Source organism: Paenibacillus nuruki (genome assembly GCF_001721045.1).
Classification (GTDB): Bacteria; Bacillota; Bacilli; order Paenibacillales; family Paenibacillaceae; genus Saccharibacillus; species Saccharibacillus nuruki.
Map to the genome: position 1 here is coordinate 60,364 of NZ_MDER01000012.1, position 14,069 is coordinate 74,432.

Annotated in this window: 11 protein-coding genes; 6 read left to right on the forward strand and 5 right to left on the reverse strand. The window is 38.0% G+C overall.

What is annotated here, in order from left to right:
- Nucleotides 1-130: 130 nt before the first annotated feature.
- From PTI45_RS01435 to PTI45_RS01450, 4 genes are read right to left on the reverse strand one after another with little or no spacing between them, the layout of a single operon-like run.
- Nucleotides 131-1,201, reverse strand: coding sequence for an ABC transporter substrate-binding protein (locus PTI45_RS01435; protein WP_069325769.1), 1,071 nt, complete (start codon nucleotides 1,199-1,201; stop codon nucleotides 131-133).
- Nucleotides 1,198-2,019 carry an ABC transporter permease gene (locus PTI45_RS01440; protein WP_069325770.1) on the reverse strand — a complete coding sequence of 274 codons (822 nt, stop codon included), beginning with the start codon at nucleotides 2,017-2,019 and terminating at the stop codon, nucleotides 1,198-1,200. The genes PTI45_RS01435 and PTI45_RS01440 overlap by 4 nt, the downstream gene beginning before the upstream one ends.
- On the reverse strand, nucleotides 2,012-2,821 hold the full coding sequence (locus tag PTI45_RS01445; protein ID WP_069325771.1) for an ABC transporter permease: 810 nt from the start codon (nucleotides 2,819-2,821) through the stop codon (nucleotides 2,012-2,014). The genes PTI45_RS01440 and PTI45_RS01445 overlap by 8 nt, the downstream gene beginning before the upstream one ends.
- Complete coding sequence (locus PTI45_RS01450) at nucleotides 2,811-3,920, reverse strand: ABC transporter ATP-binding protein (RefSeq protein WP_069325772.1); 1,110 nt, start codon at nucleotides 3,918-3,920, stop codon at nucleotides 2,811-2,813. The genes PTI45_RS01445 and PTI45_RS01450 overlap by 11 nt, the downstream gene beginning before the upstream one ends.
- Nucleotides 3,921-4,305: 385 nt before the next feature.
- Here PTI45_RS01450 and PTI45_RS01455 point away from each other — a divergent pair, with 385 nt between their 5' ends.
- The 4 genes from PTI45_RS01455 to PTI45_RS01470 all read left to right on the forward strand — a co-directional run bounded on the left by PTI45_RS01455 (nucleotide 4,306) and on the right by PTI45_RS01470 (nucleotide 11,109).
- Nucleotides 4,306-5,607 (forward strand): right-handed parallel beta-helix repeat-containing protein, encoded by a 1,302-nt coding sequence (locus PTI45_RS01455; RefSeq protein WP_069325773.1) that lies wholly within the window; start codon nucleotides 4,306-4,308, stop codon nucleotides 5,605-5,607.
- A 308-nt stretch (nucleotides 5,608-5,915) separates the two neighbouring features.
- Nucleotides 5,916-7,526 (forward strand): prenyltransferase/squalene oxidase repeat-containing protein, encoded by a 1,611-nt coding sequence (locus tag PTI45_RS01460; RefSeq protein WP_069325774.1) that lies wholly within the window; start codon nucleotides 5,916-5,918, stop codon nucleotides 7,524-7,526.
- A 126-nt stretch (nucleotides 7,527-7,652) separates the two neighbouring features.
- Nucleotides 7,653-8,807: an aminotransferase A gene (locus tag PTI45_RS01465; RefSeq protein ID WP_069325775.1), complete on the forward strand. Its 1,155-nt coding sequence runs from the start codon at nucleotides 7,653-7,655 to the stop codon at nucleotides 8,805-8,807.
- Nucleotides 8,808-9,069: 262 nt separating this feature from the next.
- Complete coding sequence (locus tag PTI45_RS01470) at nucleotides 9,070-11,109, forward strand: methyl-accepting chemotaxis protein (RefSeq protein WP_069325776.1); 2,040 nt, start codon at nucleotides 9,070-9,072, stop codon at nucleotides 11,107-11,109.
- A gap of 168 nt (nucleotides 11,110-11,277) precedes the next feature.
- Here the strand turns inward: PTI45_RS01470 and PTI45_RS01475 are convergent, their stop codons facing one another.
- Nucleotides 11,278-12,114, reverse strand: a complete 837-nt coding sequence (locus PTI45_RS01475) for a YitT family protein (RefSeq protein WP_069325777.1) — start codon at nucleotides 12,112-12,114, stop codon at nucleotides 11,278-11,280.
- Between the two features lie 362 nt (nucleotides 12,115-12,476).
- Between PTI45_RS01475 and PTI45_RS01480 the strand changes: the two genes are divergently transcribed.
- The gene (locus PTI45_RS01480; RefSeq protein ID WP_175425098.1) at nucleotides 12,477-13,559 is read left to right on the forward strand and encodes a nucleoid-associated protein; all 1,083 of its coding nucleotides are present in this window, start codon (nucleotides 12,477-12,479) and stop codon (nucleotides 13,557-13,559) included.
- A 93-nt stretch (nucleotides 13,560-13,652) separates the two neighbouring features.
- On the forward strand, nucleotides 13,653-14,069 hold a 417-nt coding region (locus PTI45_RS01485), incomplete at its 3' end, for a hypothetical protein (protein WP_139129198.1).

Consider the following 14,069-nt stretch of genomic DNA (forward strand, 5'->3'; position numbering starts at 1 on the left):
AAATCCTACTGTTTGGTTTGCTCTTTTTAAATATATCACATTCGCAATAAAGTATCTTTATTATATTAACAACTTTTTTACGTTTAAATAATTAAAAAAGCTGCCCTTTAAAGGACAGCTCAGGATATCACTACTTATTCATTTTAAACTGCAAAAACAACTCATTATAATGTACCAGCATTTTTTTGCCCAGATTATCATACACTTCAAGCTTATCTGTTAGTTCTTGTGGCGGGTAAAAGCGTTCGTCACTCGAAATGTCTTCCGGCAATAACTTGAGTGCTTTGGCATTCGGTGTAGAATAGCCTACATACTCTGTATTTTGCTCAGCGATTTTGGGATCTAGCATAAAGTTGATAAATTTGTGTGCGGCATCGACATTGGCGGCTGTTTTGGGAATAACCATATTATCGAACCATAAGTTTGTACCTTCTTTGGGAACGACAAAATCCAAATCAGCATTCTGATCCATAATCTCAGATGCATCTCCCGAAAAGACTAGACCTGCCGCGGCTTCGTTGTTCGCCAGCAACATTTTGATCTCATCGCCTACAATCGCTTTGACGTTAGGGGTCAACTTTTTGAGCTTGGTTAATGCTTGTTGTAAATGTTGCTCATTCGTATCATTAAGCGAATACCCCAGACTGTTAAGCGACATCCCGATCACTTCACGAGCACCATCCGTTAGCAATACATTATTACGTAGCTTAGTATCCCAGAGATCGTCCCAGCTATCGAACTTGATCCCTTGGGCTAACTTGGGATTGTAGACAATTCCAACGGTCCCCCAGAAGTAAGGTGCAGAATACTTGTTATTAGGATCGAACGATTGATTCATAAATTTAGGATCAATATTTTTCAAATTCGGCAATTTGCTATGATCGAGCGGAATTAATAGGTTTTCTTCACGCATTTTGGAAATCGCATAATCTGACGGAATCGCTACATCGAATGTCGTTCCGCCTTGCTCAATCTTCGTTAACATCGCTTCATTAGAATCAAACGTCTGATAGATTACGGTAATGCCTGTCTCTTTTTGAAATTGATCTAGAATATCTGGATCAATATAGTCACCCCAGTTGTAGATCGTGAGCGTATTTCCACTGGAGTAGCCTTCGCTCACATTCAAGCGTGATGCGGTATACATCAAGATCAGAGCGACCACGATAATACTGAGAAACATCCGTGTAAGAGTCTTCATCTTGGACCTCCTACTGCGATCGGTTCTTCGCGGCGTGGCTTATTGGTAGCCCGGCGATTGATCATATAATAACCAACCACCAACATCACCGTAAATAAGAAGATCAGCGTAGATAACGCATTGATTGATAACGCAACCCCTTGTCTAGCACGAGAATAAATTTCAACCGATAGTGTCGAATATCCATTCCCTGTTACAAAAAAGGTCACAGCAAAATCATCTAACGAATACGTAAATGCCATAAAAAATCCTGCAAAAATGCCGGGTTTAATAAATGGCAAAATAACTTTACTTAACACATCACGACGACTTGCTCCTAGATCACGAGCCGCATCAATCAAAGAAGGACTCATTTCTTGCAATCTTGGCAGAATCATCAGTACGGTAATCGGAATACTGAATGCGATATGCGAGATCAATACTGAAGCAAATCCTAATTTGATCCCAATCATCGTAAACAAGATTAGAAAAGACGCACCAATAATCACATCAGGACTCACAATGAGTACATTATTCAGCGACAACACCGTATCTTTGAGACGGCGACGACGAATCCGGTCGATTGCTAGTGCCCCGATAATCCCGATCATCGTGGCAATTGTTGAAGATAACAACGCAATCACCAGCGTATTAATGACAATAATAATCAATCGTGTATCTTGAAATACTTCGGCATACCATTCCCATGTAAATCCTTCAAATTCATGCATATTACCTGCACTGTTGAACGAGTAATACATTAGATATAGAATCGGTGCATATAATAGAGCAAATACAAAAACAAGATACAGATTACCCCAACCATTTTTATTAGTCATGACGTACCTCCTTGCCGAAGCCGCCACTTAGAATCATAATCACAGCCATCGCAATAATTAAGACTACTGCTACAGTAGAACCCATACCCCAGTCTTGTGTGACAAGGAAATGCTGTTCAATCGCTGTACCGAGTGTAATCACTTTATTCCCTGCGATCAGACGTGTAATCATAAATAGGGATAGTGATGGAATAAAGACCGCCATACAGCCTGATTTCACACCAGCCATCGTTAACGGCAAAATCACCCGTCTAAAGGTCATCCAACCCGATGCACCCAGATCACGTGCCGCAGATACCAGTGTAGGATTCATTTCTTCCAGTGCATTGTAGATCGGCAAAATCATAAATGGAATAAAAATATATACGGATACAAAAACAAAACTAGACGCATTAAACAATAATTGCTGTTCTCCAAATCCAAGTGTACCTAGTAATGCATTGATCGGACCATACGTTCCAAAAATCCCGATAAACGCATACGTTTTGAGCAATAGATTAATCCATGTGGGCAAAATAATCAGCAAAATCCATAATTGCCGATGCTTGGTGCGAGTTAACAGATAAGCCGCAGGATACGCTACTAATAGTGAAAACAACGTCACTAAAAACGCATACCAGAACGAGCTAATTGTCATTTGCAAATACGTTGGTGTAAAAAAGGTCCGATAATTCTGAAGTGTCAGATTACCATCGACATCAAAAAAAGAATAATACCCTACAAGCACCACCGGTGCGATAACAAATAACACGATCCAGATATAATAAGGCAGCATATAGATGCTGCGTGTATTAGCCTGCATAGACCCCACCTTCTTCATAACCTTCAAGGCGACGATCAAAGTCTTCTTCACTTTCTCCAAAACGCATAACATGAATCGCTTCCGGCTCAAAATCCAGCCCAATTTCACTGCCCGGATCGGCTTTACGAGTTGAATGAACTAACCATTCATGACCGGAATCATCATAACAGCTAATCTCATAGTGAACGCCACGGAATAATTGGGTATCGACACGCACTTTAAGTTTGCCTTTTTCCACAGTTGTGAGTTCCAGATCTTCAGGGCGAATCACGACTTCAATACTTTCATTATCACGTAGCCCCTGATCGACACAATGGAATCTCTTGCCGTTAAATTCTACCAAGAAATCTTCGATCATACGTCCTGGAACAATATTCGATTCTCCGATAAAGTCAGCGACAAAGCGGTTAATCGGCTCATCATAGATATCATTTGGCGTTCCACTTTGTTCGATTTTCCCTTTGTTCATAACAAAAATCTCATCAGACATCGCCAGCGCTTCTTCTTGATCATGGGTAACAAAGATAAACGTAATCCCCAAACGTTGCTGAATTTCACGCAGTTCATACTGCATTTCAGTACGCAATTTGAGATCCAATGCAGACAATGGCTCATCCAGTAGTAAGACTTCCGGTTCATTCACCAATGCACGCGCAATCGCTACCCGTTGCTTTTGTCCACCTGACATTTCACTAATCGAACGTTGCTCATATCCTTCTAAATTGACGAACTGAAGAGCTTCTTTCACTTTGGCGGTTACTGCATCTTTTTTCATTTTTTTGATCCGCAATCCAAAAGCCACATTCTCAAATACATTCAAATGGGGGAAGAGTGCATAATCTTGAAATACCGTATTCACTTGACGTTTATTGGCAGGCACTTTATTGATGACCTGTCCGTTAAAATAAATCGAACCTCCTGTCGGTTCAGTAAAGCCAGCGATCATACGCAAAATCGTGGTTTTCCCGCAACCGGAAGGACCGAGTAAGGTATAAAATTTACCTCGTTCTACCTCAAATTCTATATTTTCGAGCACTACTGTTCCATCTTCATAGCGCTTCGATACTCCATCAAAACGAATAATTGTATTGTCCCCCATAACAGCCTCCTTTAATAACCTCTATTCTTTATTATAACCAATAGATGTTGTAACGATTAAAGTATTGTATACGCAATGTTAAATAGATATCTGCTGAACATAAATAAAATCCAATCCGCAATTCTTAAGATTGGATTACGATATACTTCATGATTTACGTTTTCTACCTAACCAGCTATCCAATAGACCAAATACCATCGTATAGATCGGTACTATTTGCCATTCCGAATACTCTATCCATATACCTATAAAATAAAGGTTCAATGCAATTATAAAGAAAACCACCAGAATTGCAATTACATTATCAGTCAAAAGCCTTACAATAAAAGAAATAATAGCTCCTAAGTCATACTAATTCTATCCTTACACTTTATTTGATCCATCTATGTATTACAGCGACTATACAATATCACAAGGAGGAATTCATCTGCATACAACTTTTATACATCAACGGATTAAGGTATTCATCCTTTGTCTGCTTACATTATTTCTACTATCTATAGCTGCTCCACACTCCTATGCGGATTCTTCTATTCCTTTTGCCAATGAAAGTTATGAAAGTATTGTAGATGCTTCAGGAGAAGGGGATTATGTATCTCTACAACAAGCGATTGATGCGCAAGCCCTTCATATTTTTGTACGTAATGGGGTCTATAATGTTGCGATGACTCTTCAGATTGATCAGGACGGAACAACCATACGTGGACAATCACGAGAGGGTGTGATTATTCGTCAGAATCAAGCCCCTCTTGACCTACTGGTGATTCGTGCAGATCATGTTCATATTTCCAACCTTACCCTTGATACATATACGAACAATGCAGGAGCCGCACTGGTGGTTGCCGATGCCAATGAAGTGATGATTCAAGATTCCCTTTTTCAAGGTTCCAAGACGATTTTTGCTGTGTATTTTGCAGGTCCTTCGGTGAAAGCAGGTGAAGATACACTTGCCGCTGTCGAATCAGGTACACTCGATCAAGGCAATCAATTTTTGCGCAATGAAGTCTATTCTCATTATGCAGGTGACGGATTATCCTTTTCACTACAAAAAAATGGATTAGTACAAGACAATATTCTTCATCATGCGGTGTTGGCTTTTTATATGTGCAGAAATAGTGAAGTGTCTACCAATATCATCAACGATTCGCCCGGTGTAGGGATTCATTATTCCATGCCTGCATATGACAATATCATTCGAGATAACCAGATTTATCGTTCATTGGGATCAGGTATAAGAGCATCTGCTAATCTAGAACATCCTGTGCCTACAACTACTCTGTACACAGGATTATTGATCGATCATAACCTTATTAAAGATACACGTTCTTTTGGGATTGAACTTGATCAAGTGGGGAGTGGTACACGGATTCAGCGTAATAATATTAGTCAGACCGACTTTTCCGGTATGATTGTGCTTCGTTCTTCGGATCTACGAATCCACAATAACCAGCTGTCTCACAACGCCTATTATCGTATTCGTGGTCGTCTTCATGATTGGACAGGTAACAGTGGCGGAATCGATCTCGAAAATACAGTGACAGCAACTAAGATGACCTATAACACGATCACATCCAATGGAAAAAGTGACTTTGGTATTCGCTTCTCCCCCACTCAAGGAAAAAATACGATGTATAAAAATAAATTGGTTGGCACTACGTTGATCACTGATATCATACGTTTGCCTTAAAAAAGGTATCTATTTGCTACTCTATCTATCCTAGCCCTCTTGTATAACCCTTATCCTTTTCAAGCTACTCCTACGCCAATGTTATTTGAGTAGGAGTTTTGCTTTTTCAAGAATCTCTTTCTTAAGTCCTTGATTATCCATATTGACGTAAGCGCTTCCATAAGTAAAAATGAGTGAGATAAATGTTACATACTGGAAAATAGTGATGGTTTTGGAACTTTACTCTATTGAAATTTAAATAGCCTATTCAAACCTTCCTTTTCCCATTTTATGATTCATTTATCTACTATCCTTGAGGAGGAATATGGATGAAAAAGAAATTCACTCACTTGTTGCTCACAGCAGTACTGGTTGTAGGGGCGACTTTACCATTAGCAGGCATTGTGAGAGCAGATGCGGCAAGTGATGCTTCTAACCGGGCATTAACATGGTTAGAAACGCAACAAGATGCTACAGCAGGACTGGCTTTTGACGGATTAGTAGATAGTTTTGAAGATTTCTGGGGACCTAACAATCCGAAACAGATCGTATACACATATGATCAGGCGGTAGCCGCAATAGCTTTTATCGTCAAAGGGGAACGGGTTCGTGCTGAGAAAGTACTCAACAAAATGCGAGATATTCAAGATCCTACAGGCTACTGGCTGAATTCATATTGGTATAATAACGGTGCAGGCGAAGAAATTCGTGAACATGTAGGACCTGTTGTATGGATGGCAATGGCGGCAATGGCGTATGAAAAACAATATAATGATACTCGCTATCGCCCCATGGCAATCAAAGCGCTAGATTGGTCTCTACAGTATCAACAAGCCAATGGCGGTGTAGCAGGCGGTTGGAGTGCATGGAGCAATTCCAATGAACCGTGGAGCTCTACCGAGCACAATATTGATATCTATCGTGTGTTGCAATATTATGCGTCTGTCGATTCGACCAAAGCAGCTAAATATAATGCAGCTGCAACTAAAGTCAAAAGCTTCCTTGATAATAAAGTATGGGATGATGCCAACAAACGCTTTACCGGTGGTTGGAAAAATGACACCAATTTGATCGATCCTAAGCTTCCGCTAGATGTAAATCCGTGGGCTGTATTAGCACTTGGAACCACAGGGACTCACAACTATGGAGCAAGTCTAGATTATGTTGAAAATGCAAATGGTGTTCCCGGTACACTGGCGAATCCACGTTACAAACAGACATTGACGTATAATGATGCTGGCAATACATTAACCGGTTATGATTTCGATTGGACCGATGAAGTGAAGCCTGCTTATGACGATAACGGTAATCAGATTGGTAATACAGGAGCAGACGTGTGGTTTGAAGGATCAGCCTTTATGTCACTGGCTTATTATATGAAAGGCGATGTCTCCAAAGCGAACGCTATCAACACTGAAATTATCAAAAAACAAGGAACAAGCGGAGCTTCACTTGGCGGTATTCCGTATTCTCTTAAAGGCACAAGCAATAGCTACTGGGTAATGGCGCAGCAAAACTGTGTATCCAGTACAGGATGGTTAATCTTATCGCTTGCCCATTTCAATCCATTTACAGGGCAATATCTAACAGGCGGTAATCCAACCAATCCACCAACGCCTACAGACCCAACTACACCGACTCCTGATCCAGGAACAGGGACTGGTGATCACACGACCGCAGACTACACAGCAGGTGTGACCAAAGTGTCTGCTACAGCAATCAGTATTAATATCAAGCCTGTAACGACTGCCAAATATGTCGATATCCACTACAAAATCAATGGTGGATCACAGCAAAATTACCGTATGACCAACAGTTCAGGCACATGGAAACAGAGTGTCACTGGACTTAGCACAGGCACAAAAGTGGAGTACTGGTTCACTTATGAGAAATCAGGCCCTCAATATGATTCGACTCACTACACATATACTTTAAATTAACTCATCCCAGCCAAGCACCTAATAGAACATTCTATTAGGTGCTTTTGCTGTTCGCTGATCCTCTTTTCGTCTATGATTTAGATAGAGTATGATATACATATTATGGTTGATGAAAGGAATCTTATTATGGAACATTTATTGAATGCATCGGTCAAAGATATTCAAATCAGTGGTATTCGTAAAATTGCTAATGCCGCTGCGCAATACCCCAATGCGATCTCACTGACTATCGGACAACCTGACTTTCCAACCCCTCAACATATTATTGATGCCGCTGGCGTGGCTATGAACGATGGCAAAACAGTCTATACACCTAATGCCGGTCTACCTGCGTTACGACAAGCAGCAACTGATTTTGTTAGACAGAAATACGGACAAGATTATAATGCTAATGATGAAGTGATTGTTACCAATGGAGCTAGTGAAGCATTGGATATTACGTTACGAACGCTAATTACACCGGGCGATGAAGTGATTTTACCGGGGCCCATCTATCCAGGCTATGAACCGCTTATTCGCTTATCCGGCGGTGTTCCTATCTATGTAGACACCCGTTCAACCGATTTCAAATTAACAGCCGATTTGATCGAAAAACATCTATCTACACGGACGAAAGCGATTATTTTAGGTTATCCTTCTAACCCTACCGGACGGGTGATGAGTGCTACCGAATTACAGGAGATCGCTACTTTATTGCAAGCACGTGAAGTATTTGTCATTTCCGATGAAATCTACAGTGAATTGATCTATGATACCCCTCATCAATCGATTTCTTTATGTGACGGTATGCGTGACAAAACAATTGTGATTAACGGCTTATCCAAATCTCATTCGATGACTGGTTGGAGGATTGGCTTTACTTTTGCACCTGCTGCACTCACCCAGCATATGATCAAAGTACATCAATACAATGTCACCTGTGCAAGTTCAGTCAGTCAATATGCTGCTCTAGAAGCTCTTACCCAAGGTATAGACGACGCCATTCCGATGAAAAAGGAATACCAACAACGACGTGATTATGTATATGATCGCTTGATGAATATGGGGCTGACATTAACCAAGCCAGAAGGTGCTTTTTATCTATTTCCTTCGATCGCTCATTTGAATATAGGTTCGATGGAATTTGCTTTGCGTTTACTGGATGAAGCAGGTGTTGCTGTAGTTCCGGGGGACGCTTTCTCCGAGTATGGAGAAGGGTATATTCGAATCTCTTATGCTTATTCACAAGAGGTATTAACCCAAGGATTGGATCGTTTAGAGCAATTTATCAACACATTATAATATGCAGTAAAAAGTATAAACGGCAGAAAGTATCTCTATTGATCATTTAATAGAGGTACTTTTTTGTGTTTGTATTTACAAATCAAATAACTTCAAATTCATTCTTCAATAAGCTGATACCCGAAATAATATGTGAAAAATGATATACTCATTTTTGTTTCATGAAACATTTTGAATATTTTCATAATCTACTCTATTTCTTTTCTGTTCTTTTGCCGATGTTAATAGGAGAATAAATATGCAGATATATAGGAGTGGAGTTATGAAAAATATTATACGTTTTCTCAGCTGTCAAACGATAGGCAGCAAATTAATTATTTCTTTCTTTATCGTTATGATTGTTGCTTTGGGTACTTCTAGCTTCACATCATACTGGTTAGCCCAAAAAACATTAAGTAATGAAATGATCAATAGCGCTTCATCTAGTGTAGAAACGCTAAATTCTACAGTTAATACGGAAATGCAACAAAATATAGATATTGTTGATTATTTCGCAGGTCAAGTATCTCAAGCCAATTATGCAAATGGAGATAATTTAGTTACTGAATTCAAAAGCTATTCTACCTCTCTTAAAAAAGTAGAGTCGCTTTATGTGGGAAGTACGACAGGTCAGTTTTTCACTTCTTCTGATAAACCTAGCCCTGCCGGATATGATCCTCGTGAACGTGATTGGTACAAGCAAGCTGTTGCTTCATCAGGAAAAGCAATTATAACGAATCCTTATATTTCGGCTTCTACTCAGAAATTAACGGTGACGATTGCCAAGCAAACAGCCGATCAAAGTGGAGTTATCGGATTAGATATTAATTTAGAAGCACTACAAGCAACAACAGCGACGGTTAAAATTGGTAAAGAAGGCTATGCTTTTATTGTAGGTAAAGACAGCAATTTTATTTCTCATCCTACAGCTATTGGTGAAAAAAATTCGTCTTCTGAAGAACTCATGGCTCGAGCAGATTCCAAAGGGAGTTACACCTACCTTTACGAAAATAAACAAAAACAATTAGTTTATACAACAAGTGATCTGACTGGATGGCGTATTGCAGGAAGCTTTTATCAAGATGAGATCAATGAAGCGACTCAGCCTATTTTATACAGAATGATTATTGTTTTGCTATTATCTTTAATTATAGGTGGTATTGTTGTTGCACTGGTGACTCGTTCGATCACCAAGCGTTTGAGTAAAATTGTTGTTGTTGCAGAAGCGATTAGCGATGGTGATCTTACCCATCATCTTGTAGACCGTAGCAAAGACGAGATCGGCAGATTATCACATGCCTTTAATAATATGAACGCCTCTTTAAGCTCATTGATTGGCTCTATTAACGATTCTGTTAGTGATGTGGTCTCTTCTTCAGAGCAATTGAATGCAAGTTCTGAACAGACCAGTCATGCTACTGAACAGATCACAACAGCGATCGAACAATTCTCTGTCGGAAATGAACGTCAAAATAAAAATGTAAGCCAAAGTGCAGATCAATTAACTCAAGTTGCCGATTGGTTACAGACGGTACAGACCAATTCGAACTCATTGCTTTCTTTATCCGAATCGTCTAATTATCTAGCAGATAGCGGAGATCGCTTAATGCAACAAACCGTCGGTCAGATTCAGCAGATCGATCAATCGGTTCATCAAGCCAATGAAGTGGTAACGAACTTATCTCGCAAATCCGAAGAAATTTCAGTCATTTTACAAACGATCAATGATATCGCGAAGCAGACCAATCTATTGTCTCTGAATGCAGCTATCGAAGCAGCACGTGCTGGCGAACATGGTAAAGGGTTCAATGTAGTTGCAGGTGAAGTGCAGAAGTTAGCCGATCAATCACGCGCTTCGTCCCAACATATTGAGAACTTGTTGAAAGAGATTACTGATGAGATTGGACGTTCACTATCTACCTTTACCGATATTCATGGTTCTGTGGCAGAAGGGATGATGACTGTTCAACAAGCGGCAGATCAGTTCCAACAGCTAAGAACATCTTCACATCAGATTTCATCAAGTCTGACCGAAATGAATTCATTGGTACAAGAAGTGAATGGTAATGCCGTAGAAGTCGCTCAATCGGTTCATGAAATTAGTGAAATTTCGAATGTAAATACGGCTTCTACCCATGAGATTGCGGCTTCCGCAGAAGAACAATTGGCAGCGATGGAAGAGATCACTTCTTCCGCTCATGCTCTGGCTTCTCTTGCAGAAAATCTACAACAAGAAATTCAACGCTTCAAAACCACTGACTCTGTAGCCAATTCACCGTCCACTCACGCTACAGTCAACAATGAGAATGAGAGTGTAAAGTAAAAGCTACTATGGTCTAATTTGAATAAAATAAGTACAAAAAAAGCCTTACCGTCTATGAAATCATAGGAGCGGTAGGGCTTTTTTATTGGGTATCTACTAATTTTAATTTATATTTTGGATGTACTGGTTTGTACTTATGTTTGCGATAGCTGTACGGTATCTATATGGTTATTTAGACAATTCAAGGAACCCTTCGCCAAATACATCACGTACATCATGAATCGTAATAAATGCATTCGGGTCAGCCGCTTTGACGATCTTTTTCAGTACAGAGACTTCTTGCTTGCTAATCACGATATACAATACTTCTTTCGGTGTCTTTGTATAGTATCCATGACCAGATAATACGGTGACTCCGCGATCCATCACCGTAATGACTTTTTCGGCAATCTTATCTTGCTGTGCAGATATAATCATGACGGCTTTTTTCGGATTCAATCCTTCGATAATAAAGTCCATCGTTTTGGTTCCAATATACAACATGACAACCGTTAACATCAGACTTTGTGCACCAATAATAAAGTAAGACGAGAATGCTACAATCAGATCGAAAAAGAGTAAGCCATAACTAATATTCCAGTCCAGATACTTGTTGGCGATCCGCGCGAGAATGACAGTCCCTGCTGTTGTTCCACCTGCACGAATAATCAGCCCAATCCCTACTCCGGTAAACAATCCACCAAATATCGTATTAATCATAATTTCACTAGAATCAATTCGCCAGTCTGCGGTCAAATGCAAGAAAAACGAATTGAACGCTACTGCCAGAATCGTATAAATCGTCGTTGTTTTATCTAGAAATTTGTACCCGACAATCAATAAAAATGCATTGATCACCAAGTTCATTAGTCCAGGAGACAATTGCCATACATAAAATAAGATAATCGTAACCCCGGTTACGCCACCTTCACCCAGTTCATTCGGGATGACAAATAAGTTAATCGCTAACGCAAAAATAAACGCACCAAGTGCTATAAAAGCAATATCAATAATCCTTTTTTTCATCTGTTTATACTCCCCTTTTATCCAACCCTAACAAATGAGTATTGTAAGCGATAAAACCTTGACAAGTCAAAGCTTTTTTAAGTTACTGTCCTCTGCTATTTCGGTAGTTCAGTACCGTCAAAAAGCACGTTGTTAGGAGAACAATTTCGCCTTCTGGATAGAGGATGTATATTTAATGCATAAATTTAATTCCCTTCTATTTCAGTAATTATCATTTTATAACCTATCAATATATATATTCGAATTATTTTTCAAATTTCAAATAGGTAATATTAATCAGATACAAAGTCCTATTTTTCTCAATATATGTTACAATATACCAAGTTATTTATATTATATATTTATTTGAAGGGAAGATTATGATGAATATTCGAGAAGTCAGCTCACTAGAATTATTAAAAGTTATTGTTCATGTTATTGATAAACAACAAAGTAAACCCTTTTTTAGTCAAAATGATATTGAACTCGAAAATATGGATGAAGAAGTCACTAGTTTCATAATGAATCATATAGTAGCATCAATAGATAATAATGAGAGCAAAGTTGCGAAATTTATTAATAAAAATACAGATGTACAAAATTATGCTAATCGCATTATTAAGGATGCAGAAAATCAATTTGTCCGTTCTAGTCAACTTATTGCTCAGTCGCTTTATAAGGCTACGCCTAATAATGCTACTACTGGTTGTATTGTGATTGTTCTTTACAAAGAAACAACTTCAACAGAAGAATTCTTAGCTTTAATAAAATTAGATAAAAATGATGCTATTTTTTATGAACAAAATATTATTAGTGGCAATTATGAATTGGTTTATAAAGGTAGCACATTACCTTCTCCTTCTAAGCGAAACAAGCTTTTAAAATTTGCTACTCTTCGTAACACTGAGACTATTACAGATAATCAATTAGATGAAAAACCAAGTTTAGTCATTTTGGATAAGCAGGTCAAAGATTTTTCTCGGTTTTTTTATCAAACATTTCTTTCAGCAGAATTTCTTTTAACAGATGAGCATAAATCTGAAATATTACTAGATGGAGTAAAAAGCTTTTTAAAGAACTCAATAGATTATAAGCCGTCTGAGCAAAAAAGTGTTTTGAATGCATTTATAAGAAAACTAGAAAATGAAGAACAATTTACTGTAGAAGAAGCTGCAGAACAAATTTTCTCTTTACAGTTACAATTGACTCCTGAACTGATACAAAATGAAGTTCAACGTTTAGAGCAAGCTTTAAGATATGAAGGAATGAAAGAACTAAATCTTACAGGAGTAATTACTGCTAAAATCAAAAGAGAATATTTAGATACGCAAAAAATTAGAACTATGGAAAAAATATATGTCAAGTATCCAACACAATTTGATGGCACTAAAGTTCATTTAAATGATAGTGAAGAAGGAGATGGAATAGACATTATTATAAATAATGTGCATATCATTAATGACTAAATAATGTATGTTCAACTTAATATTAGTTTGCTACAATAAATAAGAACTAGTGTTCCTTTTTTGTAATAAACTTATTAGAAAGGAGGGATAATTATGCTAAAAGAAATTAAAAATGCTATTAATGGCATTTTAGAATTATTTTCAATTTCTACAAATAATTTCGAAGAAAAAAGAGAGTTTTTCCAGTTCTTTAGCGGAGAATTTAAACTTCTTTCATTCGATATTTCTTTACTTTTTAAACACATAGAAATTTTAGGAAACTCTATTGAGATAAAAATACAAGCATTAGATAATATAATTGTTAATTCATTTTCCAGTAAAGATGAAATAATAAAATTAATAACTCAAAATTTAGAACAAGAAATTCAAATTTTTATTACAATTTATAAAGATAAGTTAATAAAAAAATATTTTGGTGACCATCAAGATACATCTAAAATTTGTATGTATATCAAACCAACAATATTCATTTCTAATCTTGATCTAAATAAAATTGAAAAAGAAATATTT

Excerpts from the sequence above, each read along its gene's own strand:
- PTI45_RS01480 (WP_175425098.1), top strand. The coding sequence starts at position 12,477 with ATGAATATTCGAGAAGTCAGCTCACTAGAATTATTAAAAGTTATTGTT.
- PTI45_RS01440 (WP_069325770.1), bottom strand. The coding sequence starts at position 2,019 with ATGACTAATAAAAATGGTTGGGGTAATCTGTATCTTGTTTTTGTATTT.
- PTI45_RS01450 (WP_069325772.1), bottom strand. The coding sequence starts at position 3,920 with ATGGGGGACAATACAATTATTCGTTTTGATGGAGTATCGAAGCGCTAT.
- PTI45_RS01470 (WP_069325776.1), top strand. The coding sequence starts at position 9,070 with ATGAAAAATATTATACGTTTTCTCAGCTGTCAAACGATAGGCAGCAAA.
- PTI45_RS01475 (WP_069325777.1), bottom strand. The coding sequence starts at position 12,114 with ATGAAAAAAAGGATTATTGATATTGCTTTTATAGCACTTGGTGCGTTT.
- PTI45_RS01465 (WP_069325775.1), top strand. The coding sequence starts at position 7,653 with ATGGAACATTTATTGAATGCATCGGTCAAAGATATTCAAATCAGTGGT.
- PTI45_RS01460 (WP_069325774.1), top strand. The coding sequence starts at position 5,916 with ATGAAAAAGAAATTCACTCACTTGTTGCTCACAGCAGTACTGGTTGTA.
- PTI45_RS01455 (WP_069325773.1), top strand. The coding sequence starts at position 4,306 with ATGTATTACAGCGACTATACAATATCACAAGGAGGAATTCATCTGCAT.
- PTI45_RS01445 (WP_069325771.1), bottom strand. The coding sequence starts at position 2,821 with ATGCAGGCTAATACACGCAGCATCTATATGCTGCCTTATTATATCTGG.
- PTI45_RS01435 (WP_069325769.1), bottom strand. The coding sequence starts at position 1,201 with ATGAAGACTCTTACACGGATGTTTCTCAGTATTATCGTGGTCGCTCTG.